25 protein-coding genes are annotated in these 25,602 nt (G+C 65.8%); 10 read left to right on the top strand and 15 right to left on the bottom strand.

All coding sequences use genetic code 11. The features are described from left to right. Positions 1-11 precede the first annotated feature (11 nt). The 5 genes from EWH21_RS17375 to EWH21_RS17355 form a co-directional block, all read right to left on the bottom strand. Positions 12-644, bottom strand: a complete 633-nt coding sequence (locus EWH21_RS17375) for a LysE family translocator (RefSeq protein WP_037053676.1) — start codon at positions 642-644, stop codon at positions 12-14. Between the two features lie 89 nt (positions 645-733). Beyond that, on the bottom strand, positions 734-1,087 hold the full coding sequence (locus EWH21_RS17370) for a hypothetical protein (protein ID WP_175254549.1): 354 nt from the start codon (positions 1,085-1,087) through the stop codon (positions 734-736). Between the two features lie 37 nt (positions 1,088-1,124). Then, positions 1,125-1,475 carry a VOC family protein gene (locus EWH21_RS17365; RefSeq protein ID WP_277698925.1) on the bottom strand — a complete coding sequence of 117 codons (351 nt, stop codon included), beginning with the start codon at positions 1,473-1,475 and terminating at the stop codon, positions 1,125-1,127. An 82-nt stretch (positions 1,476-1,557) separates the two neighbouring features. Then, positions 1,558-1,812, bottom strand: a complete 255-nt coding sequence (gene rpsU / locus EWH21_RS17360; RefSeq protein WP_277698924.1) for a 30S ribosomal protein S21 — start codon at positions 1,810-1,812, stop codon at positions 1,558-1,560. A gap of 112 nt (positions 1,813-1,924) precedes the next feature. Further along, positions 1,925-2,200 (bottom strand): hypothetical protein, encoded by a 276-nt coding sequence (locus tag EWH21_RS17355; protein ID WP_277698923.1) that lies wholly within the window; start codon positions 2,198-2,200, stop codon positions 1,925-1,927. Between the two features lie 345 nt (positions 2,201-2,545). On the opposite strand from EWH21_RS17355, the gene EWH21_RS17350 reads away from it, so the two are divergent. The 5 genes from EWH21_RS17350 (at position 2,546) to EWH21_RS17330 (ending at position 8,179) form a co-directional block, all read left to right on the top strand. Beyond that, on the top strand, positions 2,546-3,469 hold the full coding sequence (locus EWH21_RS17350; protein ID WP_047590538.1) for an ABC transporter ATP-binding protein: 924 nt from the start codon (positions 2,546-2,548) through the stop codon (positions 3,467-3,469). Continuing rightward, a complete protein-coding gene (locus tag EWH21_RS17345) occupies positions 3,466-4,197 on the top strand; it encodes an ABC transporter permease subunit (RefSeq protein ID WP_037053684.1) in 732 nt (243 codons plus the stop codon). Before EWH21_RS17350 ends, EWH21_RS17345 begins: the two co-directional genes overlap by 4 nt. Positions 4,198-4,206: 9 nt before the next feature. Then, positions 4,207-6,039, top strand: a complete 1,833-nt coding sequence (locus tag EWH21_RS17340) for a Gldg family protein (protein ID WP_277698922.1) — start codon at positions 4,207-4,209, stop codon at positions 6,037-6,039. 706 nt (positions 6,040-6,745) lie between these two features. After that, positions 6,746-7,735, top strand: a complete 990-nt coding sequence (locus EWH21_RS17335) for a DUF4340 domain-containing protein (RefSeq protein ID WP_277698921.1) — start codon at positions 6,746-6,748, stop codon at positions 7,733-7,735. Between the two features lie 234 nt (positions 7,736-7,969). Then, on the top strand, positions 7,970-8,179 hold the full coding sequence (locus EWH21_RS17330) for a cold-shock protein (RefSeq protein WP_024308925.1): 210 nt from the start codon (positions 7,970-7,972) through the stop codon (positions 8,177-8,179). A 238-nt stretch (positions 8,180-8,417) separates the two neighbouring features. Here EWH21_RS17330 and EWH21_RS17325 read toward each other — a convergent pair whose 3' ends face one another. The 3 genes from EWH21_RS17325 to dapE are packed head-to-tail and all read right to left on the bottom strand — an operon-like array spanning position 8,418 to position 10,758. Then, positions 8,418-8,789 carry a hypothetical protein gene (locus EWH21_RS17325; protein WP_047592131.1) on the bottom strand — a complete coding sequence of 124 codons (372 nt, stop codon included), beginning with the start codon at positions 8,787-8,789 and terminating at the stop codon, positions 8,418-8,420. Between the two features lie 5 nt (positions 8,790-8,794). Continuing rightward, positions 8,795-9,619, bottom strand: coding sequence for a putative RNA methyltransferase (locus EWH21_RS17320; protein WP_037053699.1), 825 nt, complete (start codon positions 9,617-9,619; stop codon positions 8,795-8,797). Then, positions 9,613-10,758: a succinyl-diaminopimelate desuccinylase gene (dapE, locus tag EWH21_RS17315; RefSeq protein WP_277698920.1), complete on the bottom strand. Its 1,146-nt coding sequence runs from the start codon at positions 10,756-10,758 to the stop codon at positions 9,613-9,615. The genes EWH21_RS17320 and dapE overlap by 7 nt, the downstream gene beginning before the upstream one ends. Positions 10,759-10,953: 195 nt before the next feature. Here dapE and tcdA point away from each other — a divergent pair, with 195 nt between their 5' ends. The 3 genes from tcdA (at position 10,954) to EWH21_RS17300 (ending at position 13,209) form a co-directional block, all read left to right on the top strand. Then, positions 10,954-11,763 (top strand): tRNA cyclic N6-threonylcarbamoyladenosine(37) synthase TcdA, encoded by an 810-nt coding sequence (tcdA, locus tag EWH21_RS17310; RefSeq protein ID WP_152489226.1) that lies wholly within the window; start codon positions 10,954-10,956, stop codon positions 11,761-11,763. Between the two features lie 150 nt (positions 11,764-11,913). After that, the gene (locus EWH21_RS17305) at positions 11,914-12,708 is read left to right on the top strand and encodes a transporter substrate-binding domain-containing protein (RefSeq protein WP_277698919.1); all 795 of its coding nucleotides are present in this window, start codon (positions 11,914-11,916) and stop codon (positions 12,706-12,708) included. A gap of 33 nt (positions 12,709-12,741) precedes the next feature. Beyond that, positions 12,742-13,209 (top strand): DUF1456 family protein, encoded by a 468-nt coding sequence (locus EWH21_RS17300; protein ID WP_152489224.1) that lies wholly within the window; start codon positions 12,742-12,744, stop codon positions 13,207-13,209. A gap of 62 nt (positions 13,210-13,271) precedes the next feature. On the opposite strand, the gene EWH21_RS17295 is transcribed toward EWH21_RS17300, so the two are convergent. The 4 genes from EWH21_RS17295 to EWH21_RS17280 form a co-directional block, all read right to left on the bottom strand. Then, positions 13,272-13,676: a SufE family protein gene (locus tag EWH21_RS17295; protein WP_277698918.1), complete on the bottom strand. Its 405-nt coding sequence runs from the start codon at positions 13,674-13,676 to the stop codon at positions 13,272-13,274. A 97-nt stretch (positions 13,677-13,773) separates the two neighbouring features. Further along, positions 13,774-14,979, bottom strand: coding sequence for a cysteine desulfurase (locus EWH21_RS17290; RefSeq protein ID WP_277698917.1), 1,206 nt, complete (start codon positions 14,977-14,979; stop codon positions 13,774-13,776). 168 nt (positions 14,980-15,147) lie between these two features. Next, entirely contained in the window at positions 15,148-16,182 is a 1,035-nt protein-coding gene (dapD, locus tag EWH21_RS17285) for a 2,3,4,5-tetrahydropyridine-2,6-dicarboxylate N-succinyltransferase (protein WP_037053718.1), read from the bottom strand. A 35-nt stretch (positions 16,183-16,217) separates the two neighbouring features. Continuing rightward, a complete protein-coding gene (locus EWH21_RS17280) occupies positions 16,218-16,565 on the bottom strand; it encodes an ArsC family reductase (RefSeq protein WP_152489221.1) in 348 nt (115 codons plus the stop codon). A 152-nt stretch (positions 16,566-16,717) separates the two neighbouring features. On the opposite strand from EWH21_RS17280, the gene EWH21_RS17275 reads away from it, so the two are divergent. Next, complete coding sequence (locus tag EWH21_RS17275; protein ID WP_037053723.1) at positions 16,718-18,352, top strand: Na+/H+ antiporter; 1,635 nt, start codon at positions 16,718-16,720, stop codon at positions 18,350-18,352. A 123-nt stretch (positions 18,353-18,475) separates the two neighbouring features. Here the strand turns inward: EWH21_RS17275 and dapC are convergent, their stop codons facing one another. Next, entirely contained in the window at positions 18,476-19,672 is a 1,197-nt protein-coding gene (dapC, locus tag EWH21_RS17270; RefSeq protein WP_134677464.1) for a succinyldiaminopimelate transaminase, read from the bottom strand. A 204-nt stretch (positions 19,673-19,876) separates the two neighbouring features. Here dapC and EWH21_RS17265 point away from each other — a divergent pair, with 204 nt between their 5' ends. Continuing rightward, the gene (locus tag EWH21_RS17265; RefSeq protein WP_277698916.1) at positions 19,877-21,769 is read left to right on the top strand and encodes a methyl-accepting chemotaxis protein; all 1,893 of its coding nucleotides are present in this window, start codon (positions 19,877-19,879) and stop codon (positions 21,767-21,769) included. 45 nt (positions 21,770-21,814) lie between these two features. Here EWH21_RS17265 and EWH21_RS17260 read toward each other — a convergent pair whose 3' ends face one another. After that, positions 21,815-24,511: a [protein-PII] uridylyltransferase gene (locus tag EWH21_RS17260; RefSeq protein ID WP_037053731.1), complete on the bottom strand. Its 2,697-nt coding sequence runs from the start codon at positions 24,509-24,511 to the stop codon at positions 21,815-21,817. A gap of 70 nt (positions 24,512-24,581) precedes the next feature. Beyond that, positions 24,582-25,364 (bottom strand): type I methionyl aminopeptidase, encoded by a 783-nt coding sequence (gene map / locus EWH21_RS17255; protein WP_037053733.1) that lies wholly within the window; start codon positions 25,362-25,364, stop codon positions 24,582-24,584. Positions 25,365-25,602: the final 238 nt, after the last annotated feature.

Here is a 25,602-nt window from a genome sequence, read left to right as displayed (position 1 = left end):
GGGCCTCTGTTCTAACGCCGCAGCGCAAGGAGCGCTGCGCCGAAGGCAATGAACACGCTGCCGAATACCCGGTTCACCCAGGTCACGAACGAGGGGCGCTGCAACGCCTGCCTGGCCCGTGCCGCCAGCGAGGCATAGGCGACCAGGGTGATGAACGACAGCAGCATGAATATCCCGGTGAGGATGAAGAACTGCGGCAGCAAGGGCTCACGGGTGTCGACGAACTGTGGAAACAGCGCGGTGAAGAACAGGATCGGCTTGGGGTTGAACGCGGCGATGAACAGCGCTTCGCGATAGAGTCGAAAGGGCCTGTAGGCGCGGCGCTCGGCAGCTTGGCTGGCCTCCACCTGGAGCAGCGAGGCACGCCCCAGCAGATGGCGCAGGCCGATGTAGAACAGGTACATGGCGCCCAGCACCTTGACGACACTGAACAGCAGGGCCGATGACTTGAGCAGCAGCCCCAGGCCCAGCATCGCCGCGGCGGACAGGCAGAACAGGCCCATGATGTTGCCCAGCGACGACCACACCACCGCCCGCACGCCGAAGCTCAGCCCATTGCGTAACGCCAGCAGGATCGCCGGTCCGGGGCTGACGACTGCGATGCCGGCCACGGCGGAAAAGGCAACGGCTGTTTCGAGATTCATGGGGTGCCTGCTGATTGGCTGGAACGTGGCTGTCTACGCGGCCGCCCGGCGAATCCGCAGAGGCTCCGCCAGGGCCGCGAGCAGCCACATTAGAGGGCCGGATCAGGAAATGGAAGCAGGTCCTGGGAGACGCTTGGCTGAGCCTGCCATGCGTCGTCGATCTTGTAGAAGTCCGCTTGTGATTCCGAGCTGCCTGCACCGACTTTCAGGGCGAAGGTGCAGGCGATCTGCCCAGGGTGCTGCGCCTCGAGTGCAGGCACGCAGGTGCCGAGCGTCACGGTCATCTCCGCACGCATCTGCTCGAGCCCGGTCAGCGCCGCGATCACGTCCGCGGCTTCCTCGGCATTGGGTCTGAGCAGCCCGTCAGGCGGGTTCGAGTCGTCAGCATGGGCCAGGGGCGTCGCCAGGCCGAGCAGTACCGCAGTGGCTAGGGGTATGAACATGTTCAGGGTCTCGATCTTCGACGCGCGCAGAGGCGCTTCAGACATGCTGGAGGATGTTGATCAGGTTGCCGAGCGGGTCCCTGACGTAGAAACGGCGAACGCCCCAGGGCTCATGCGACGGCCCGTACTCGATGGGAATCCGCTGTTCCGCGACACGCCGCAACGCCTCGTCGAGATCATCCACCTCGATGGACAGGTCGGGCACTGGCGTGTCCGAGCCGCCCTCGCTGGCGAAGCTGACCTGCACCGCCATCCTCTCGGAACCGGCATAGGTGCGAATCCAGCCATGGTCCATGACCAGTTCGAGGCCCAGGATCAGCCGATAGAACTCATCCACCTCCGCTGGTTGCGCTGCGTGAAGATTGGCAATGATCCGTTTGACGTTCATGTGGCTTCCTTGGGGGTAAGCGAGCGTGCGCTATCGAGGTTAGGCCAAGTCACCGGGTTGAGCGAGTGCGCCTGCACCGACGTCAGCGGCCGACGCCACTGCCAGCATGTCTGCAGAACTGCTCCTTCAGCCCGATTTTCAGCCACAGGCCGCCGCCGGAGGCGATGGCCAGTTTGTCCATCTGCTTGCGCTTGCGGCGTAGCGCCGAAGGCTTCTCGAAGTAGCCGAACCGCCGTTTGTACCAGCGGCGGCCCAGTTCGGCGCTTACCTTGCGGTTCAATCTTGCGAGTGCAACTTCCAGTGAGTCAGCGGATGTCACGTCGACGGTTACGGGCATGTCTGGCGTTTTACGGACTGACGCCTGTCCATTCAGTAGCGCTGATGCGCTGGAAGGGAGTTGCCTTGCCGGGTTCCGGCGCGGCGGGTGACTCCGGTCGTGCTCGGGGGCGCTAGCTGAACAGGCCGGAGAGGACGCTGATCATCCCCTCGATGAGGGCCAGAAGTCCATCGATGATCGCCTCGACCGTCCCGATCACCACCTCCAGGATGCCGCCGTCGCCCCAGGTGAGCGGGACAGCCGCTGCGGCGATGGAAACCAGCATGGCGGCTACGGCAACGGCGTGCACGCCCATCGTCAGCAGATAGATCAGCGCGCCGATCAGGCAGGTGGCGCACAGGGCATTGAAGGCTCGCAGCCCTTTCGAACGAGGCGTCTGATTATTCATCCGTGAATGCTTTCCGAGGTTGGTCTGGGCGCTGAGCCTAGCAGGTTCTCTGCGCAGGGGATGGGGCGGGCGTCTCCTCTGCCCGGCAATCACGGTGCTGGGCCGCTCGCAGGCAGGCTTCGGAACGGCTGCAACGACCGTCACGAGCACTCGCCCGAGCCGTATCGGGCGAGCAGGCTGAACCTCGCCTGACGCATTTTGCCGAGGTATGCGGGGCCGCTGAACTTTCCCGGATGAGGGTTGTCATGCCTTCGTCCGGGCGTGCGCTTTTGCCCGGCGTTCTTGCGGCCTGCGTTCTCGCGGTGGTTACGCGGGACTCGGGCGTTTTCGCGACGGTGAGAGGCCATGATCGAAATAAGAAACCTGACCAGGCGTTTTGCGCAGTACACGGCAGTCGATGACCTGTCGTTCAGTGTCCAGCCAGGGGAAGTGCTGGGCTTTCTCGGCCCCAACGGGGCTGGCAAATCCACCACGATGAAGATGCTCACAGGGTTTCTCGCGCCGACCTCCGGCACGGCGAGCATTCTCGGCTGCGATATCCAGACGCAGACGCTCAAGGCCCAGCGGCAGATCGGCTACCTCCCCGAAGGCGCGCCGTGCTACGGCGATATGAGCGTGCGCGGTTTCCTCTCCTTCATCGCCGAGGTGCGCGGTTTTCGTGGTGCCGAGAAGGCGCTGCGGGTCGAGCATGCCGTGGCCCAGGTGGAGTTGCAGGCGGTGCTGGAGCAGAGCATCGAAACGCTGTCCAAGGGCTTCAAGCGCCGCGTCGGCCTGGCCCAGGCGATCCTGCACGATCCGCGCGTGCTGATTCTCGATGAGCCCACCGACGGCCTCGATCCGAACCAGAAGCATCAGGTGCGCCAGCTCATCCAGGGCCTGGCCCGCGACAAGATCGTGATCATTTCCACCCACATCCTCGAAGAAGTCACGGCGCTCTGCACCCGCGCCGTGGTCATCGCCCAGGGCCGCCTGCTGGCCGATGGCACGCCGCTGGAACTGGAGAGCCGTTCGCGCTACCACCAGGCGGTGACGCTGGTAGCCGATGAGGCCCTGGACCCGGCCGCGCTGGCGGCGCTGCCCGGTGTCGCCGGGGTCGAGGAGAACCCGCGCGAGCACAGCCTGAGCGTGCTGGCGCAGCCGGGCGAGGTGATCTTCCCGCAGGTCAACGCACTGATCGCCCAGCGCGGCTGGAGGGTCAGGGAGCTCAACGTGGAACGCGGTCGGCTCGATGAAGTATTCCGCAGCCTGACCCGAGGAGAGCAGCCATGACCCAGTTGCCCGTGATCTTCAAGCGCGAGCTGGCGAGCTACTTCGCCACGCCGCTGGCCTATGTGTTCATCGTGATCTTCCTGGTGCTGTCCGGGGTGTTCACCTTCTACCTGGGCGGTTTCTTCGAGAGCGGCCAGGCCAACCTCTCGGCCTTCTTCAACTTCCACCCCTGGCTGTACCTGTTCCTGGTGCCGGCGATCGCCATGCGCCTGTGGGCGGAGGAGCGCAAGTCCGGCTCCATCGAGCTGCTGATGACCCTGCCGATCACCCGCTTCGAGGCGGTCACCGGCAAGTTCCTGGCGGCCTGGGTGTTCGCCGGCATCGCGCTGCTGCTGACCTTCCCGATGATCATCACCGTCAACTACCTGGGCGAGCCGGACAACGGCGCGATCATCACCGGCTACCTCGGCAGCTGGCTGCTGGCCGGGGCCTACCTGGCCATCGGCTCGTGCATGTCGGCGCTGAGCAAGAACCAGGTGATCGCCTTCATCCTCGCGGTCAGCGCCTGCTTCCTGTTCATCGTCAGCGGCTTTCCGATGGTGCTCGATGCCTTCGCCTGGGCGCCGCAGTGGTGGGTGGACGCCGTCGCCTCGCTGAGTTTCCTGGTGCGCTTCGATGCCATCAGCAAGGGTGTGATCGACCTGCGCGATCTGCTGTATTTCCTCTCGCTGATCGCTGCCTGGTTGACCGCCACCGCGGTGGTCATCGATCTGAAGAAAGCCGACTGAGGAGCGCCCATGAAAAAGCTGATCTATTCCGGCGCCGGGCTGCTGCTGATCGCGGTGGCGTTCGTTGCCTTCAATCTGCTGGCCGGTATCGGCCTGGGCGGTGCGCGCCTGGACCTCACCGAGCAGAAGCTCTACACCATCTCCGACGGCACCCGGCAGATCCTCGGTGAGCTGGACGAGCCGATCAACCTGTACTTCTTCTACTCGGACAAGGTGGCCAAGGACCTGCCGGCGCTGCGTACCTACGCACAGCGCGTGGAGGAGATGCTCAAGGCCTACCAGGCGCAGGCGAACGGCAAGATCCGCCTGCACATCATCGACCCTCAGCCCTTCTCCGAGGACGAGGACAAGGCGGCCGAGTACGGCCTGCAGGGGATTCCGCTGCAGCAGGGTGGCGACTCGGTCTACTTCGGCCTGGCGGGCACCAATTCGCTGGATGACACCCAGGTCATTCCGTTCTTCGCCCTGGATCAGGAGGAGCACCTGGAGTACGAGCTGAGCCGCCTGGTGCAGACCCTGGCGAAACCCGAACTGCCGGTGGTCGGGGTGCTGTCCGGGCTGCCGATGACCGGTGGCTTCGACATGATGGCGCGCCAGCCGACGCCGCCATGGATGGTGCTGGAGCAGGTGCGCCAGTTGTTCAAGATCGAGAACCTCAAGGCCGATGTCGACCAGATTCCCGACCAGGTCTCGGTGCTCTGGCTGGTGCATCCGAAGAACCTGCCGCAACAGACGCTCTATGCCATCGACCAGTTCGTGCTGCGCGGCGGCAAGCTGATGGTGTTCGTCGACCCCTACGCGGAGGCCGACAGCGGCGAGATGCCCGGTGAAGTGGCGGTGGACAAGGCGTCGAGCCTTGAGCCGCTGTTCAAGGCCTGGGGCCTGCGCATGGTCCCGGACAAGGTGCTGGGCGATGGTGCCTATGCCATGTCGGTGAACATGGGCCAGGGCCAGCGCCCGGTGCGTCATGCCGCCTGGCTGAGCCTGCCGCGCAAGGCGCTGGACCAGACCGATATCGCCACGGCCGGGCTGGAGAGCATCACCGTCGCTACGGCCGGCATCCTCGAACCGCTGGAGGGGGCGAAGAGCCACTTCACGCCGCTGATGCAGAGCTCCGAGTACGCCATGCCCTTCGATGCCCAGCGTTTCGCCATGCTCAGCAACCCGGAGGAGCTGATCCGTGAGCTGGAGCCGACCGGTGAGCGCTACACCATTGCCGCGCGGGTCGATGGCCCGGCGCAGAGCGCCTTCCCCGACGGTATCGAGGGGCGCAAGGATGGCCTCAAGCAGGCCGACAACATCAACGTCATCGCGGTGGCCGATACCGACATCCTCAGCGATCGCCTGTGGGTGCAGGTGCAGGAATTCTTCGGCCAGCGCATGCCGCAACCCTGGGCTGACAACGGCAGCTTCGTCATCAACGCGCTGGACAACCTGAGCGGTTCCGAGGCGCTGATCAGCGTGCGTTCGCGTGGTCGTTTCAGCCGTCCGTTCGTGGTGGTGGAGGAGCTGCAGCGGGCGGCCGAGCAGCGCTTGCGTGACAAGGAGCAGGCACTGCAGGCGCGCCTGACCGAGACCGAGCAGCAACTGGCCGCGCTGCAACGCAGCGATGATCCGAACAAGGCGCTGGAGCTGACCCCGGAACAGCAGACCGCGCTGCAGCGCTTCATCCAGCAGAAGCTGGAGCTGCGCAAGGAGCTGCGTGACGTGCGCTATCAGCTCAACGCCGATATCGAGGCGCTGGGACGCACCCTGAAGGTGCTCAACATCGGCCTGGTGCCGGCGCTGCTGACCTTGCTGGTCCTGGCCCTGTGGCTGTGGCGCCGGCGTCGTCAGGCCTGACGGCCAGCGCGACCCTAGGCGCTGCAACGCGTGGGCGTAGGGTTTCGTATCCCGGCTGCAGTCCGGGGTGGTGCGTAGGGTGGATCACGCTTCACCGATCCACCGCTGTGGTGGATGCAGGAAGCGGCATCCACCCTACGCCGAGGGTTTCGTATCCCGGCTGCGATCCGGGGCGGTGCGTAGGGTGGATCACGCTTTACCGATCCACCGCTGTGGTGGATGCAAGAAGCGGCATCCACCCTACGCCGGGGGTTTCGTATCCCGGCTGCGATCCGGGGTGATGCGTAGGGTGGATCACGCTTTACCGATCCACCGCTGTGGTGGATGCAAGAAGCGGCATCCACCCTACGTCGAGGGTTTCGTATCCCGGCTGCGATCCGGGGCGGTGCGTAGGGTGGATCACGCTTTACCGATCCACCGCTGTGGTGGATGCAAGAAGCGGCATCCACCCTACGTCGAGGGTTTCGTATCCCGGCTGCGATCCGGGGTGATGCGTAGGGTGGATCACGCTTCACCGATCCACCGCTGTGGTGGATGCAGGAAGCGGCATCCACCACACACCGAGGGTTTCGTGGCCCAGCTGCGATCCGGGGGTAGCAGCGCCGCCAGCAAACGACAGGTTTCCGCAAGGGCGCGGCGGGCGCACCGCCTCTGAGGCATCGGTGCGCTCCACGCGGCTCCATCTCATTCAAGGGGGAAGGGTTTCATGGGCAAGAAAGGTCTGAGCGCATTGCTCGTCATCGCGCTGCTCTGCGCGCTGGGCTATCTGGCGCTGCGGCATGACCAGCAGCAGGCCGCCGCGCCGGTCGAACAGGCACCATGGCTGGCCGCGCAGCAGGACTACCTGGGCAGCCTGCAGGCGCTGGACATCGAGGCGCCGGGCCAGCCTCCGGTGCGTATCGAGCGTCACGGCGAGAACTGGGTGGTGCCGGCGAAGGCCGACTACCCGGCGGCAAGGCAGGTACTGGCCGACCTGCTGCGGGCGCTGCGCGAGGCGCGGAAGGTGGAGGCCAAGACCGCCAATGCGCAGTGGCACGCGCGCCTGGGCCTGGCCGAGCAAGGCGCGGAGGGTGAGCAGGCAGTGCGCCTGAAGCTGCAGTTCGACGGCCACCCCGACCTCGGTCTGCGCCTGGGCAAGGCAGCCCAGCAAGGCGCCGGGCAACTGGTGCGCCTGGCTGGAGAGGACCAGGTCTGGTTGATCGATCGCCAGCTGAACGTACCGCCGCGCGAGCTGGACTGGCTGGATCGGCGCATCAGTGACATTCCCTACACCGATATCCAGCGCATCGAGCTGCGCCATGCCGACGGCGAGGTGCTCACCCTGAACCGGGCCGATGCCAAGCAGTACAACTTTGCCGTCGAGCAACTGGCCGGAACGCAGAAGCTCGCTTTCGAGGGCGCGGCCAACAGCGTGGCGACGCTGTTCTCCAGCCTGCAGTTCGCTGATGCCGCGCCGCTCGACCAGGTGGGCTTCAAACAGCCGCCGGTGCTGCGTTTCAGCCTCAGTGGTTTCGGTGGGCAGAAGCTTGCCGGCGCCCTGTACCGGCAGGGAGAACAGTACTGGCTGACGCTGGGGGCGCGTGAAGGTTTCAAGGTGGAGGAAGTCAGCGCGCGCCCTGACTGGGCCTATCGCCTCGACGTCGAACAGGCGCAGCGGTTGATGAAGAAGTTGCGCGATCTGCTGGCCAAAAGCTGACAAAAACGCTCTGAACAGCGCATTTTTCCAGGTGGCGGGGTGGCTCCAAAAAAGTACTTTTCAGTCACAATTCATGCTTTATACTCGGCCTTCGGCTGCAGCAAGAACGCTACTCGCTTGACCTGCTCCATGCTCGAATTGCCGGGGTTGGCGAACGCTGAGAAGAACGTTTTTACCGAGCCGTCAAAGCGCCTTCGGGACAATAAAAACATAGCGAGTTTGGAGAAGTTGGTAATGGCAGATCGTGAGACCGGAACCGTCAAATGGTTCAATGATTCCAAGGGTTACGGGTTCATTCAGCGCGAAAGCGGCCCGGACGTGTTCGTTCACTACCGCGCCATCCGTGGCGAAGGTCACCGCACCCTGGTCGAAGGCCAGAAGGTCGAGTTCGGTGTGACCCAGGGCCAGAAAGGCCTGCAAGCGGAAGACGTCTCTGCGGTCTGAGCCCCAGACTCCAATGCAAAGGCCCGTCATCGACGGGCCTTTTCGTTTCTGGGGTAGGCCGGATTTCCGTTAGCCTGAGCTCGATCCGGGGAATGCGTCGCTCTGGTCCCGGATTGCATCCGGGCTACGGGGGCGATGCAGGAGCCCGTGATGTGGGGCGCCTGAGCCTATCCCGCACTTCGGGCACCTTCTCTCATGAATGGGCGAGGGTCATCAGCAGGCCGCTGGGCGGCCGCGTTCATTCGGTGCGCCAGACGATCTCGGTCTCGCCATCGGCATCGACCTTGATCCAGCGGTCGGCCTCTTCATCGCTTTCATCTTCGACCCAGGTGCCGGGTGCGCAGCGAACCTGCACGCCAAGGGCGGCGTAGGCGGCGCGGGCGCAGGCGAGGTCGTCGGCCCAGGGCGTAGCGTCGCTTTCCAGGTACAGGCTGTGCCATTTGCCCACCGCCTTGGGCAGCCAGGTCACCGGTACCTCGCCGGCCTTGCACTTGAAGGTCTGGCCTTTCTGCTGCCAGTCGCTGCAAGGCCCCAGGGCTGCACCCAGCCACTGGGCCACGGCGTCGCGCTCGGCGTCTTTCAGGTAGATCTCGATATCGGGTTGGCGCATGGCTTCTAGTCCTGAGAGCTGATGCTCGGGGTTTTGACGATCCAATCGTAGCGGATGGAGACGGTCACTTCGAAGGGCGTGGCGATCACCGCCTCGCGGCGTTCGGCACTGGCGCGCCAACCGTGCGGGGTCATGGCCAGCAGATCGGCGCGGGCCTGGGCCTCCGCAAGGTGCAGGGGGAACTGCAGGGTCTCGCTGTGCGCCAGGTGCATGCCCGCCGGGATCAGCGCCAGGTGTTTCTCGTCGTCGTAGTCGCGCACTTCGTCATACAGCTTCTGCCGCAGCTCCATCAGGTGGCCACGGGTCGGGCCCATGCGCAGCAGGCCGCCGCCGGGGGCGAGCAGGCGTTCAGCCTCGCTCCAGTCGAGCGGGCTGAACACGCTGGCCAGCAGGTTGCAGCTGGCGTCGGCCAGCGGCACGCGGGCCATGCTCGCCACCAGCCAGCTCAGCTGCGGGGCACGCTTGCAGGCGCGCTTGACCGCCTCGCGGGAGATGTCCAGGGCGTAGCCGTCGGCATCCGGCAGGGCGTGGCCGATCTGCTGCGTGTAGTAGCCCTCGCCGCAGCCGATATCCAGCCAGCGAGCCGGTGCACGTTCGGCGGCGAGCTGGGCCAGGCGTGCGGCCAGCGGCGCGTAGTGGCCGCCGTCGAGAAAGCGCCGGCGTGCCTCGACCATGGCCTGGTTGTCGCCCGGATCGCGGCTGTTCTTGTGCTGCACCGGCAACAGGTTGAAGTAGCCCTGGCGGGCGCGGTCGAAGCTGTGCCGGTTGGCGCAGGCCAGGCCGCTGGCGCTGGGTTCGAGCGCGGTCTGGCAGAGGGGGCAGATCAGCATGCGAGGAGCTTGACCATGGTCTGGTAGTAGACCTCGGTGAGCAGGTCCAGATCACTGGCCAGTACGCGTTCGTTGATCTGGTGAATGGTGGCGTTGACCGGGCCGAGCTCGACCACCTGGGTGCCGAGGGTGGCGATGAAGCGCCCGTCCGAGGTACCGCCGCTGGTCGACGGGGTGGTCTCGCGACCGGTCACGCTGCGGATACTGGCGGCCACGGCGTCGAGCAGGTCCCCGGGCTGGGTTAGGAACGGCAGGCCGGACAGCGCCCACTCCAAGTGGTAGTCCAGGCCATGCTTGTCGAGGATGGCGCTGACGCGTTGCTGCAGGTCTTCGACGCTGGATTCGGTGGAGAAGCGGAAGTTGAACACCGCCTTCAGCTCCCCCGGAATGACGTTGGTGGCACCGGTGCCGGCGTTGAGGTTGGAGACCTGGAAGCTGGTCGGCGGGAAGTAGTCGTTGCCGTGGTCCCAGTGCTCGGCAGCCAGCTCGGCCAGGGCCGGGGCGGCCAGGTGAATCGGGTTCTTCGCCAGGTGCGGGTAGGCCACGTGGCCCTGCTTGCCGTACACGGTGAGGGTGCAGCCGAGCGAGCCGCGACGGCCATTCTTGACCACGTCGCCGAGCAGGGTGGTGCTCGAGGGTTCACCGACGATGCACCAGTCCAGACGCTCGCCGCGCTCGCGCAGGCGCTCGACCACGGCCTTGGTGCCGTGCTGCGCCGGACCTTCCTCGTCGCTGGTGATGAGGAAGCTGATGGCGCCCTTGTGTTGCGGATGGTCGGCGACGAAACGCTCGACGGCGATGACCATGCTGGCCAGGCTGCCCTTCATGTCGGCGGCGCCACGGCCGCAGAGCATGCCGTCCTCATCCACGCGCACGTCGAACGGCTGGTACTGCCAGGCGTCCAGCGGGCCGGTGGGCACCACGTCGGTATGCCCGGCGAAGCACAGCACGGGGCCGTCGCCACCACGCCGGGCCCAGAAGTTCTCCACCTCTTCGATGCGCATGCGCTCCACCTCGAAGCCGCAGGCGGCGAGGCGACGCATCATCAGTTCCTGGCAGCCTTCGTCGACCGGGGTGACGGACGGACGGCGGATCAGGTCGAAGGCGAGTTCCAGAGTCGGGGTGAGGGGGGCGGTCATTGCGGCTCCGATGCGGCGGCTGGCGTGAAGGCTGGCCATCTTAAAGCAAAAGTCGTTACCAATCAGGTCATCCGGCGCCTGGGCGGATGCATTCACGCGCCGGCGGCATAGCGCCGACCGACGGCTGACCTGCCTTTCGGGGTTGGGTGGGCAAGGTGCTATCTCTATAATGCGCGCCGTCCAGCAGGGGGATAGATGAATACAGACGATCAGCGCTTTGGCGGAATAGCCCGGCTTTATGGCCTGGAGGGTTACCAGCGCCTGGCTGCGGCGCATGTGGCCGTGGTCGGCATCGGTGGCGTCGGCTCCTGGGCTGCGGAAGCCCTGGCGCGCTCCGGCGTGGGCGAGATTTCCCTGTTCGACCTGGATGATGTGTGCATCACCAACACCAATCGTCAGGTGCACGCCCTCGAGGGCGCGGTGGGCAAGGCCAAGGTCGACGAGATGGCCGCGCGCATCCGTGCCATCAACCCGGCGTGCGTGGTGCACGCGGTGGCCGACTTCGTCACCCGCGAGACCATGGCCGAGTACATCACCGAACAGCTCGATGGCGTGATCGACTGCATCGACAGCGTGCCGGCCAAGGCCGCGCTGATCGCCTGGTGCAAGCGGCGCAAGATCCAGATCGTCACCACCGGCGGTGCGGGTGGCCAGGTCGACCCGACGCAGATCCAGGTCACCGACCTGAACAAGACCTTCAACGACCCGCTGGCGGCCAAGGTGCGCAGCATGCTGCGCCGTGACTACGGCTTCTCTCGCACGCCGGGGCGCACCTACAGCGTGCCGTGCGTGTTCTCCACCGAGCAGCTGCGCTATCCCAAGCCGGACGGCAGCGTCTGCCAGGCCAAGGGCTTCGTCGGTGAGGGGGTGAGGCTGGACTGCGCGGGCGGTTTCGGTGCGGTGATGATGGTCACCGCCAGTTTCGGCATGGCCGCCGCCGCCAGGCTGGTGGACAAGCTGGTCGCCGGCGCCCGGCGCCCGGCAGAGCGCAAGGCTGCTGGTTGAGGGCGTTGCGCGTTGCGCATTTGACTATGCTGGATAAACGGAAAAGGTGCAGCAAACGAACACAGGGAAGCATCGAACGTCATTCGTAGTAGAGGTGATTTTGTGTCTTACCGGTTTGAGCGCGTCTTTCGCACAGGGCGCAGGGCACGGATGCTCGCCTCCCTGACGCTGCCTGTCTGGCTCCTGCTGCTGGCCCCGGTGCAGGCCGAGCCGCAGACCCTGCGCATCGGCACCGGTGACTGGGCGCCCTATGTCGATCAGCAGCGCGCCGATGGCGGGGCCCTGGCGCGGCTGGTCAGTGCGGTGTTCGCCGAGGCCGGCTATCGGGTCGAATACATCTTTCATCCCTGGGACCGCAATGTGCTGATGCTGCAGCAGGGTCAGCTGAGCGCGATCATGCCCTACAGCTGCAGCCCCAGCCGTCTCAATTACGGTGTTTGCAGCGATCCGCTGGTGCGCGGCGAGGTGGTCCTGTTCCATCGCGCCGACCAGGCGTTCGACTGGCAGAAGGTCGACGACCTGTTCAACTACCGCATCGGCACGACCCTGGGTTACTCCTACGGGCCGGAGTTCGACGAGGCGCTGGCCGGCGGTCGCCTGATGGTGCAGCAGAGCGGCAAGGAAGACACCAGCTTCCGCCTGCTGGAGCTGGGGCGCATCGACCTGCACCCGCAGGATCGTGCGGTAGGCTATGCCATGTTGCGCCAGCTGTTCCCCAAGGACGCCAGTCATATCACGCACCATCCGCGCTACCTGAACAAGGAGCCGCTGCGCCTGCTGTTTCGCAAGGATGACGCCGAAGCGGCGGAGCTGTTGCGCCTGTTCAACGCCGGGCTGCAAGCGTTTGCCAAGCGCGGTGACCTGGAGCGTCTGCAGCAGGCCCTGAACTCGGGCAATGCCGACAGCTGGCAGCCCAGTACCTCACATCACGTTGCGCAGGACTGAGCGACGCTCGTCCTGCGCCAGCCAAGGATTTTCATGCTCAACAACGATGTGCTGCGCAGCTTGCGCTACCTGCTGAACGTCAACGACAGCAAGCTGGAGGCCTTGTGCCGGCTGGCCGATTACCCGGTTGAGCCCGGCCTGATCTCGGCCTGCCTGCTGCGCGAGGACGAAGCCGGATATCGCGCCTGCAGCGACGTGCTGCTCGCCCATGTCCTCGAAGGGCTGGTGTTCCACAAGCGGGGCCGGGACGACAGTCGTCCGCGCCTGCCGGTGGAGAAGCGCCTGAGCAACAACATCGTGCTGAAGAAACTGCGCGTCGCCTTCGAGCTGCGCGACGACGACATCCAGGCCATCCTGCAGGCCGCCGACCTGCCGATGACCAAGGCCGAGCTCGGGGCGCTGTTTCGTGCACCGGGGCACCGGCACTACCGTGAGTGTGGCGACCAGATCCTGCGTAACTTCCTGCGTGGGCTGACCCAGCGCGAGCGCGCTCAGGCCTGAGCCGGGGCTGGCCTGGCAGGGGGCAAGCAGTTCGTAGCCCGGAGCAATCCGGGGCAACAGGCTCAGCCCGTCAGTTCGGCCATGCGCCGCAACACGGCATGCAGGCCGTTGCTGCGCGAGGGCGACAGCTGGCGCTGCAGGCCCAGCTGGTTGAACCAGTCGTTCAGATCGAGCTGCGCCAACTCGTTGCTGCTCAAGCCTTCGACGCGCGCCAGCAGCACCGCGAGCAAGCCGCGCAGCAGACGTGCATCGCTGGTCGCGCGGAAGCGCCAGCGGCCTTCATGCTGCTCGGCGACCAGCCAGACCAGGCTCTCGCAGCCGTGCACGCGGTTTGCCTCGCTGCGCTCGGCGTCGCTCAGCGGCGCCAGACGCTCGCCCCATTGCATCAGTAGGCGGGCACGCTGCTCCCAGCCGTGGCAGGTGGTAAAGGCGTCGAAAGCTTCCTGAGCAGCGCCGGGCAGGTTCATTCCCGATCTCCTCCTGAACCCGTAGGAGCGGCTTCAGCCGCGATCGCGGTTGCAACGGCGTGCCGCCCAGCCGCTCCTGCGGAAAACCGGGGCACGCTCATCGCAACAGCTCCAGGGCGTTGTCCAGTGCGGCGAAGAAGCGCTGCAGGTCGTCGCCGTCGCTGTACAGGCCGAGCGATACGCGGATCGCGCCGCCGAGGCCGAGCTGTTTCATCAGCGGCATGGCGCAGTGATGGCCGGCGCGCACGGCGATGCCCTGTTCGCTGAGCAGGTGAGCCAGGTCGGCGTTGTGCACGCCGTCGATGCAGAAGCTGGCCAGCGCCGTCTGCGGCGCGCCGAGCAGGCGCATGCCGGAGCGTGCCTGCAGGCCGCTCAGCAGGGCGCTGTGCAGGGCGCTCTCGTGGGCCGCCACGGCGTTCGTATCCAGGGCGCCGAGCCAGCGCAGCACGGCGCCGAAGGCGATCACCGCGCTGACCGCCGGGGTGCCGGCTTCGAAACCCAGCGGCGCCGGACGGAAGCTGGCCTGCTGGTAGTCGGCGTCCTGCACCATCTCGCCGCCGAACTGCCAGTGCTGCAGCCGGGCCAGGGCCTCGCCGCGGCCGTAGAGCAGGCCGACGCCATCCGGGCCGTACAGCTTGTGCGCCGAGCAGACGTAGAAGTCGCAGCCCAGCGCCTGCACGTCGGGGCGCTGATGCACCGCGCCCTGGGCGCCGTCGACCACGCTCAGCGCGCCCTGGGCGCGGGCCATGGCCAGCAGCTGTGGCAGCGGTTGCCAGCGGCCGAGCACGTTGGACAGCTGGGTCACGGCCAGCAGGCGGGTGCGCGGGCCGATGCGCGCGGCGGCCTGTTCCAGGTCGACGCTGCCACTGGCGTCCAGCGGCAGCACGACCAGCTCCAGGTTGCGACGCCGGGCCAGTTGTTGCCAGGGCAGCAGATTGGCGTGGTGTTCGGCGGCGCTGATGACGATCTGCCCGTCGCCCGGCAACTGCGACTCGAGGCCATAGGCGAGCAGGTTGAGTGATTCGGTGGTGCCGCGGGTGAAGATGATCTGTTCCGCGCTGGCGGCGTTGAGCCACTGCGCGGCGTCCTGGCGGCTGGCCTCGAAGGCGCGGGTGGCGCGTTCGCCGGGCAGGTGCTGGGCACGGTGCACGTTGGCTGCGCCTGTGGCGTAGTAGCCGAGCAGGGCGTCGAGCAGTACCTGCGGCTTCTGCGCGGTAGCGGCGCTGTCGAGGTAGGTCTGGCCTTCGGCTTCGAGGGCGAGAATGCCGGGGAAGTCGGCGCGCCAGGGGGAGATCAGTGACATGGATGCTTCCAGAGATCATCTGGCAGTTAAAAGTTGGGTTTAACGTGTTGCGAGCGACGGCCAGACAAGGCGCGATAAGGCTCGGACGCGGAGTTTACTGGTGTAAATGAGCGTTCGAGCCTTATTGCAACGCAGTATGGGCTAGCGCAGCAGCGTTAAACCAACTTTTCAGTTGTGAGCGTGCAGGGCTTCGTTCAGCTCGATGGCCGACTTGTGGGTCTTGCACTCCACGGCGCCGGTCAGCGAGTTGCGGCGGAACAGCAGGTCGGCCTGGCCGGCCAGCTCACGCGCCTTGACCACCTTGACCAGGGCATTGCCCTCGTCGAGCAGGTTCACCTTGGTCCCTGCGGTGATGTACAGGCCGGCTTCCACGGTGTTGCGGTCACCCAGTGGGATGCCGATACCGGCGTTGGCACCGATCAGGCAGCCCTCGCCGACGCTGATGATGATGTTGCCGCCGCCGGACAGGGTGCCCATGGTCGAGCAGCCGCCGCCCAGGTCCGAACCCTTGCCGACGAATACGCCCGCGGAGACGCGGCCTTCGATCATGCCCGGGCCTTCGGTGCCTGCGTTGAAGTTGACGAAGCCTTCGTGCATCACGGTGGTGCCTTCGCCGATGTAGGCGCCCAAGCGCACGCGGGCGCTGTCGGCGATACGCACGCCGGCCGGTACCACGTAGTCGGTCATTTTCGGGAACTTGTCCACGGAGAACACTTCCAGCAGCTCGCCCTTCAGGCGTGCTTCCAGCTGACGCTCGGCCAGCTCGCCGAGGTCGACAGCGCCCTGGCTGGTCCAGGCCACGTTGGGCAGCAGCGGGAAGATGCCGGCCAGGCTCAGGCCGTGCGGCTTGACCAGGCGGTGCGACAGCAGGTGCAGCTTGAGGTAGGCCTCTGGCGTGCTACTCGGTGCGCCGTCTTCGGCGAGGAAGGTGGCGACCAGCGGGTTGTGGCTTTCGGCCAGGCGGGTCAGCAGCGCGGCCTGGGCGCTGTCCACGCCTTTCAGGGCCTCGGCCAGGTCGGCCGCCTGGGCGGTGGTGAAGGCGATGGCCTGGTTGCCGCCCTGGTAGCCGAGCTTCTCGGCGGCCTTGGCGACCAGCTCGGCAGCCGGGTTGAGCAGGGGCTGCGCGTAGAAGACTTCCAGCCAGTTGCCCTGGCGATTCTGGGTGCCGACGCCAAAGGCGATGCTGAAGAGGGTGGTGCTCATGATATGGGTTCCTTGCAACGAAATCGGGTGAGGTATCAGGCCAACGCGGCTTGGTAGTTATCCGGTTTGAAGCCGACCAGGGTCTTGTCGCCCAGGTCGAGCACCGGGCGCTTGATCATCGAGGGCTGGGCCAGCATCAGGTCGATGGCCCTGGCCTGGTCGAGGTCGCTTTTCTGGATGTCGTCCAGCTTGCGGAAGGTGGTGCCGGCGCGGTTGAGGATGGTTTGCCAGCCATGCTCGTTGCACCATTTCTCCAGGCTCGCACGGTCGATTCCGGCGCTCTTGTAGTCATGAAAGGCATAGTCGACCTGGTGCTCTTCGAGCCAGGTTCTGGCCTTTTTCATCGTGTCACAGGCCTTGATGCCATACAGGACGTAACTCATTGATCTTCCTCTGATGAGTGGCGTGCCGGAAGCTCCGGGAAATACGGCGGGCCATTATGCCACGTCATGTCGCGGCTGGGCGGTGGCTGTCGCTGCGAAGTGTTACGGCGCTAGAATCGCAGCCTCCCGCCCGTTCCCGCCGGTTTCGCGCCATGCAATTGCTCTACACCATCCTGACCATGCTGCTGGTGGTCAGTGGCACCCGTATTACCGCCCAGTTCATCCCCTTGCCGCTGCCGTTGCTGCAGATCCTGATCGGTGCGCTGCTGGCCATTCCGGTCCTGGGCATGCACGTGCGCCTCGATCCCGAGCTGTTCCTGCTGCTGTTCATCCCGCCCTTGCTGTTCGTCGACGGCTGGCGCATGCCCAAGGGGCAGTTCCGGGAGCTGCGCACCCCGATCCTGCTGCTGGCGTTCGCCCTGGTGTTCTTCACCATCCTGGGGGCCGGGCAGGTCATCCACTGGCTGTTGCCGCAGGTGCCGCTGGCGGCCTGTTTCGCCCTGGCCGCAGTGCTCTCGCCGACCGATGCGGTGGCCGTCTCGGCGATCACCCATGGGCGTTTGCCCAACACCCTGAACAACCTGTTGCAGGGCGAGGCGCTGATGAACGACGCCTCCGGCCTGGTGGCGTTCAAGTTCGCCGTGGCGGCGACGCTCACCGGGGTGTTCTCGATCACCGATGCCGGCCTGCAGTTTCTCCTGGTGGCGTTTGGCGGGCTGGCCATCGGCGTGGCGCTCAGCTACCTGCTGGGGCGGCTGCGCGCCTGGATGATCGGCCGGGGCTGGGAAGACCCCGCCCCGCATGTGCTGCTCCTGCTGCTGTTGCCATTCGCCGCTTACGTGGCCGCCGAGCACCTGGGGCTCTCCGGGATTCTCTCCGCCGTCGCGGCGGGGATGATGCAGAGCCGTCTCGATCTGCTGCCCAGGCAGACCTCGACGCGGATGCTCAACCGCAGCGTCTGGGCACTCCTGGAGTTCACCTTCAACGGCCTGATCTTCCTGCTGCTCGGCTTGCAGCTGCCGGACATCCTCGGCGCCGCGCTGGGCGGGCACGCGACGCCCTGGCGTTTCGCACTGCAGGCCCTGGCCATGGTGGTGGTGATCTACGCCGTGCTGATGCTGCTGCGCTTCGTCTGGGTCTACAGCTACTGGCGCATGTCCGGGGCACTGCGCCGGCTGCGCGGCGAGCCCACGCGGTTCGCCGGGCAATCACGCATCGCCCTCAGCGCGGTGCTGACGCTCGGTGGTGTGCGTGGGGCGGTGACCCTGGCCGGCGTGATGTCGTTGCCGTTGCTGCTCAACAGCGGCGAGGCCTTCCCCGAGCGTGACCTGCTGATCCTGATCGCTGCCGGGGTGATCCTGTTGTCATTGCTGGTCGCCAGCGTCGCCTTGCCACGCATCCTGCCGCGCCTGCCGCAGGACAACGCCGCCGTGCATGAGCGTGAGCTCAATCGCCATCGCGCGCTGATGCTGGAGTCGGCCATTCGCTACCTGGAGTCCGAGGACGAGCGCGCCGCCGATGCCGAGGGCGCAATCGCCTCGGTCGAGGTGAAGGCGCGCCTGATGAGTGAGTACCGCGATCTGCTCGAGCGTGCCCGTGGTGGCGAGGAGGCGCGTGAGCATCAGCGCGAGGTCGATCGCCTGGAGTACCGCCTGCGCCTGCAGGCGCTGCGTACCCAGCGCCTGGAGCTGTATCGCATGCGCAAGGACAACGAGCTGGATGACGACATGCTAGCCGAGATCCTGCGCGACCTGGATATCGCCGAGGCGCGCCTGCACAAGAGCTGAGTCACGGATAGGCGTAGCCCGGATTGCATCCGGGCTACGGAGTCAGAGGCTCGCGGCTAAAGCCCCTCCTACAAACTAAGCAGCTGTGGGAGGGGCTTCAGCCGCGACTGCTTTTGAAGTTGTTCAGGCGCCGCGAATGAAGCGGGCGATACGCTCGGCGGCTTCGATGCACTCGGCCAGCGGCGCGACCAGGGCCATGCGCACGCGGCCGGCGCCGGGATTGACGCCGTTGACTTCGCGCGACAGGTAGGAACCCGGCACCACGGTGACGTGTTCGCTGGCGAACAGGTCGCGGGTGAAGGTGGCGTCGTCACCCGGCGTGCGTGCCCACAGGTAGAAGCCACCGTCCGGGCGCTGCACGTCCATCACCGGGGCGAGGATCTCCAGCACGGCGGCGAACTTCTCGCGGTACATGTCGCGGTTGGTGCGCACGTGGGCCTCGTCGTTCCAGGCGGCAACGCTGGCCAGCTGGGTCTGTACCGGCATGGCGCAGCCATGGTAGGTGCGGTACAGCAGGAAGTGCTTGAGGATGCTGGCGTCGCCGGCCACGAAGCCGGAGCGCAGGCCGGGTAGGTTGGAGCGCTTGGACAGGCTGTGGAACACCACGCAGCGCGCGAAATCGCTGCGGCCCAGCTCGGCACAGGCGCTGAGCAGGCCGGGCGGTGGCGCGGCCTCGTCGAAGTACAGCTCGCTGTAGCATTCGTCGGCGGCAATCACGAAGTCATGCTGGTCGGCCAGGGCGATCAGCTTCTTCAGGGTCTCGACCGGGATCAGTGCACCGGTGGGGTTGCCCGGTGAGCAGAGGAAGAGGATCTGGCAGCGTTGCCAGACCTCGGTCGGCACCGCATCGAAGTCCGGGTTGAAGCCGTGGGCCTCCAGGCAGGGCAGGTAGTGCGGCTCTGCGCCGGCGAGAAACGCCGCGCCTTCGTAGATCTGGTAGAAGGGGTTGGGGCTGACCACCAGGCCCTTGGCGTTGCGGTCGACCACGGCCTGGGTGAAGGCGAACAGGGCCTCGCGGGTGCCATTGACCGGCAGCACGTGGCGCGCGGCATCCAGCCAGCCGGCCGGCACGGCGAAGCGCCGTTCGCACCAGTTGGCGATGCTCTGGCGCAGCTCCGGCAGGCCCAGGGTGGTCGGATAGACGGCGAGCTTGTCGAGGTTGGCGGTCAGCGCCTGGGCGACGAAGTCGGGCGAGCGGTGCTTGGGCTCACCGATGGACAGCGCGATGGGCGAGCGGTCGCTGGCAGGCTGCACGTCGGCGAGCAGGGCGCGGAGCTTCTCGAACGGGTAGGGCTGCAGCTGGGCGAGGGCGTGGTTCATGATGATCCGACGGGTCCTTTGTGAGGCGGTGACAAAGCTGGCGACACTAGCACGGCAGGCCTTGCGGGGAAATTCCCTTCGTCCGTCCGATTTTCGTCCGTTTAGGTCGCGTCTGCGACGCACGCAGCGCTCAAGGCCCGGCTTCGCGCGCCGATAGCGTCGGCCTAACCCGTTCTCTCCCCCTTTTCATGGCGAACTCTGCCCATGCGCACCCTGAAATTCAGTCACAAGATCATGCTGGCTGCTTCCCTTGTGGTCATTGCGGTCTTCGCATCGTTCGCGCTGTACAACGATTACCTGCAGCGCACGGCGATCCGCGAAAGCCTGTCCAACTACCTCAATGATGTCGGCCTGGTCTCAACCGGCAACATCCAGCACTGGCTGGATGGACGCATGCAGTTGCTGGACAACCTCGCCGAGTCGGTGCAGGACGACAGCTCACCGGCGTCCCTGCGCAGGAGCCTGCAGCATCGCAGCATCGCTTCCGCCTTCCTCTATGCCTATTTTGGCCAGGCTGATGGCACCTACACCCAGTTCCCCGCCAGCGAGCTACCCGCCGGTTACGATCCTCGCCAGCGGCCCTGGTACAAGAGCGCGCAGGGCAACGGTGGCCCGGGGCTGACCGCGCCCTATCTGGCGGCCGACCCGCGTGACGGCCTGCTGATCACCATCACGCGTCCGGTCAGCGCGGGTGGCAACCTGCTGGGGGTGGTCGGTGGCGACCTGAAACTGCAGACGGTCGATGACATTCTCAACTCCTTCGACCTGGGCGGGATGGGCTATGCCTTCCTGGTCGACGAAAAGGGCACGGTGCTGGTGCACCCTGACAAGAGCCTGGTGCTCAAGACCCTGGCGGAGCTTTTCCCGGGCGGGGCGCCTCGCCTGGAGTCCACCCTGCAGGGCGCTTCGGCGGTCGATGGCAGCGCCCGCCTGGTCACCTTCCTGCCGGTGCAGGGGCTGGCCGGCGTGCGCTGGTACGTCGGTCTGTCGGTCGACGAAGGCAAGGCCTTCGCTGCGCTCAGCGAGTTCCGCGTCTCCGCGCTGATGGTGACGATCATCGGTGTGGTGGCCATTCTGCTGCTGCTGGGCGCGCTGATCCGCATCCTGCTGCGCCCGCTGCACGTGATGAGCCATGCCATGGGCGGCATCGCCGAGGGCGAGGGGGACCTGACGCAGCGCCTCACGATCGCCTCCGGCGACGAGTTCGGTGAGCTGGCTGGCGCCTTCAATCGCTTCGTCGAGCGCATCCACGAGTCGATCCGCGAGGTGGCTTCGGCAACTCGTGAGGTGCATGCCCGGGTGAGCACGGTGGTGCAGGCGTCCAACGCGTCCATGGATAACTCCAGCGAGCAGGCATCGCGTACCGACAGCGTCGCGGCGGCGATCAACGAGCTGGGCGCCGCAGCCCAGGAGATCGCGCGCAATGCCGCCGACGCCTCCGTGCAGGCCAGCGATGCGCGCCGCGATGCCGAGGAGGGCCAGGGCATGGTCGACCGCACGCTGGGCTCGATGAGCGAACTGTCGGAGAAGATTCAGGCCTCCGGTCGGCACATCGAGGTGCTCAGCGAGAAGAGCAGCGACATCGGCCAGATCCTCGACGTGATCAAGGGCATCTCCGAGCAGACCAACCTGCTGGCGCTCAACGCCGCCATCGAGGCGGCGCGTGCCGGCGAGGCCGGGCGAGGTTTCGCCGTGGTGGCCGATGAGGTGCGCAACCTGGCGCAGCGCACGCAGAGTTCGGCCCTGGAAATCCAGCAGATGATCGAGCAACTGCAAGCCGGCGCGCGTGATGCGGTGGCGACCATGGGCGAGAGTCGCCGCTTCAGTGATGACAGTGTGCGCATCGGTGGTCAGGCGGGGGAGAAGCTGGATGGCGTGACTCGCCGCATCGGCGAAATCGACGGCATGAACCAGTCGGTGGCCACTGCCACCGAGGAACAGACCTCGGTGATCGAGAGCCTGAACATGGACATTACCGAGATCAACATGCTCAACCAGGACGGCGTGCGCAACCTGCAGGCCAGCCTGAGCGCCTGTACCGAGCTGGATCAGCAGGTCGGCCGGCTCAAGCAGCTGGTGGACAGCTTCAGAATCTGATCCTGGCTCATGATGTGGCGTCCGGCGCCACATCATGAGCCGGGGTCAGAAGGTGATCTGCGCCGGGGTAGGGCTGCTGGGCTCGGACAGACGGCGGACGATGGTCTCCTGCAGGCGTGCGCAGAGCTCCGGGTCGGACAGCGGCTGGTTGTTGGCGTCGGTGACGAAGAACACGTCCTCGACGCGCTCGCCGAGGGTGGCGATCTTGGCGTTCTGCAGCGACAGGTCGTATTCGAGGAAGATGCGCCCGATGCGTGCCAGCAGGCCCGGGCGATCCGGGGCGGTCAGCTCGAGGATGGTCACCGGGCGCTGCGCGTCGTTGTGGATGGTCACCTGCGGCGCGAAGGCGAAGTGCTTGAGCTGGCGCGGTACCCGGCGCTGGATGATGGTCGGGTAGTCGTCGGGGTTCTTCAGGGCTTCGATCAGGCCCTCGCGGATCTGCTGGATGCGCGCCGGGTTGTTGCCGATCGAGCCGCCATCGGCATCCAGCACCACATAGGTGTCGAGGGTGAACTGGCTGGTGGAGGTGATGATCCGCGCATCGTGAATGTTCAGGTTGAGCTGGCTCATCGCGGCCACGGTCACGGCGAAGAAGTCGTGCTGGTCCGGCGCGTAGATGAAGATCTGCGTGCCACCTTCGAACTCGCGCTGGGTGGTTTCCTTCATCAGCACCAGCGGCCCGCCATCATCGGGGTGCTGGAGGATGGCGTCGGTGTGCCAGGCCACGTCGCTGGCGGTATGCCGCAGGAAGTAGTCATCCCCCAGCTGGCTCCACAGCTGCTCGGCGTCGTCCGGGTCGATGCCGCCGCGCACCAGCAGGTCCAGGGCCGCGCTCTGCGTCTGGCGAATCTGCTCTTCGCGGTCCAGCGGGTTCTCCAGGCCGCGGCGCAGGGCGCGCTTGGTCTCGGTGTAGAGCTGGCGCAGCAGGCTGGCGCGCCAGGAATTCCACAGGCTGGGGTTGGTGGCGTTGATGTCGGCCACGGTCAGCACGTAGAGGTATTCCAGGTGGGTCTGGTCGCCGACGAACTGGGCGAAGTCGTGGATCACCTGCGGGTCGGAAAGGTCCTTGCGCTGGGCGGTGGTGGACATCACCAGGTGGTGCTGCACCAGCCAGACGATCAGGGCACTGTCCCAGGCGGGCAGGTGGTGGCGACGGGCGAAGGCTTCGGCATCCACCGCGCCCAGCTCCGAGTGGTCGCCGCCACGGCCCTTGCCGATGTCGTGGTAGAGGCCGGCGAGGTAGATCAGCTCCGGCTTGGGCAGGCGCTCGATGAGCTTGCTGGCCAGCGGGAATTTCTCCGCCAGCTCCGGCCAGCGGAACTTGCGCAGGTGCTTGATCAGGTTGAGGGTGTGCGCGTCGACTGTATAGATGTGGAACAGGTCATGCTGCATCTGCCCGACGATATGGCCGAATTCCGGCAGGTAGCGGCCGAGAATGCCGTAGCGGTTCATGCGCCGCAGGTTGCGGTGGATGCCCTCGCGGCACTTGAACAGCTCGATGAACAGGCTGGTGTTGCGGATGTCCTTGCGGAAGTCGTCGTCGATCAGGTGCCTGCTGTCGCGCAGCAGGCGAATGCTGTCGGCGCGCACGCCCTTGATCTCGGGATGCTGGGCCATCAGCACGAAGATCTCGATGATGGCGAAGGGCGTACGCTTGAAGACGTTGGGGTGGGTGACCTCGATATAGCGGTCACGCACCTGAAAGCGACTGTTCAGCGGCGTGGCCTGGCTGGTCTCGCCGGCACGCAGGATGACTTCCTCGAAGTGCTGGTTGATCAGGTCCGACAGCTCGGAAATGGCCATCACCACCCGGTAGTACTTCTGCATGAAGTGTTCGATGCTGCGCTTGCCGTCGCCGTCCTTGTAGCCGAACAGCGCGGCGATGCGGGCCTGGTAGTCGAACAGCAGGCGGTCTTCGGCGCGGCCCGCGAACATGTGCAGGGCGTAGCGCACCTTCCAGAGGAATTCCTGGCTGGAGGAGAGCAGGGCGTATTCGCTTTCCAGCAGGAAACCCTGGCCGACCAGCGCCTGCAGGTTGAGTGTGCCGAACTGGCGGCGGGCGACCCAGAGCACCGTCTGGATATCGCGCAGGCCGCCGGGCGAACCCTTGACGTTGGGCTCCAGGTTGTATTCGGTGTCGTTGTACTTGCCGTGACGCGCCTTGCGCTCTTCACGCTTGGCCAGATAGAAGTGCTTGCTCGGCCACATCTCGTCCGTGCTGGTGACCTGCTGCATGCGCTGGCGCAGGTGCTCGGGGCCGGCGATGGTGCGGCTTTCCATCAGGTTGGTGATCACCGTCAGGTCGGCGCGCGCCTCCTCGGCGCATTCATCGACCGAGCGCACGCTCTGGCCGACTTCCAGGCCGATGTCCCAGAGCAGGGTGAGGAAGCCTTCGATCGACTCGCGAAAGATCTCGTGATCGCTGCTGTCGAGCAGGATCAGCAGGTCGATGTCCGAGTAGGGGTGCAGCTCGCCGCGGCCGTAGCCGCCCACGGCGAGCAGGGCGATGTCGGCTTCGTCGCTCCAGGCGAAGCGTTTCCAGGCTTCCTGGAGGATCTGGTCGACGAACCAGGCACGGTCTTCGACCAGGCGGCGGATGTCGCGGCCGGCATGGAAGCGCGCATCCAGTACTTCATGCGCGCGGCGGATGGCTTTCTTGAATGCGGCGATGGGGCTGGACTTGAGCGCCAGCTCGGCCTGGAACTGACCACGGTCAAACAGTTCGGGGTCCATCTGCGGCATGCAGTGCCTTCCTTAAATACGATTGGTGGGGTGCGCCCCGCGCGCCATTGCGCTCGGGGCGTACTCGGGCTCAGGCCGAGGTGCGGGCGATGGTGTCGTCAGCGCGCAGGGTGAAGATCTCGTAGCCGTCGGCGGTGACCAGTATGGTGTGTTCCCACTGCGCGGACAGCTTGCGGTCCTTGGTGATGGCGGTCCAGCCGTCGCCGAGTAGGCGGGTTTCCGGGCGGCCCTGGTTGATCATCGGCTCGATGGTGAAGGTCATGCCTTCCTTGAGTTCCATGCCGGTGCCGGCCTTGCCGTAGTGCAGCACCTGCGGCTCTTCGTGGAACACGGCGCCGATGCCATGGCCGCAGTATTCGCGAACCACGGAAAAACCGTTCTTCTCGGCATGCTTCTGGATCACTTCGCCGATATCGCCCAGGCGGGTGCCCGGCTTGACCAGTTCGATGCCTTTATACATGCACTCCTGGGTGATCTTGGCCAGGCGCTCGGCCCACTCGGGAACCTTGCCGACCATGAACATCTTGCTGGTATCGCCGTGGTAGCCATCCTTGATCACGGTGACGTCGATGTTCAGCACGTCGCCGTCCTTCAGCGGCTTGTCGTTGGGGATGCCGTGGCAAACCACGTGGTTGATCGAGGTGCAGATCGACTTGGGGAAGCCCTTGTAGTTGAGCGGGGCGGGGATGGCCTTCTGCACGTTGACGATATAGTCGTGGCACAGGCGATCCAGTTCGTCGGTGGTGACGCCGGGCTTGACGTGCTCGCCGATCATCTCCAGCACTTCGGCGGCCAGGCGGCCGGCCACGCGCATTTTCTCGATTTCTTCGGCGGATTTGATGGTGACGGTCATGGCAGGCTCTCGGAAGGCATACAGATAAAGGCGGCTATATTAACAGCTACGGGCCGCAAGCCCCAAAAGGCAGCTTGCTGCTCCAAGCTTGTAGCTTGCGGCTGCTTTGTGTGGTATAAAACGCGCCGCTTTACGGGCACTGAGTCCGAAAGCTCAAACCCACACACGTATCGACACGGTTTCCTGGGTGCCCGCAAGGGTTGGGAACTGGGATGCGTGGAGGCCTAACCCGACTTAT

It is taken from the genome of Pseudomonas sp. REST10, assembly GCF_029542605.1.
Lineage (GTDB): Bacteria > Pseudomonadota > Gammaproteobacteria > Pseudomonadales > Pseudomonadaceae > Aquipseudomonas > Aquipseudomonas khazarica.
Note: the sequence above shows the minus strand (reverse complement) of the source record. Positions and strands in the feature narration are given on the sequence as shown.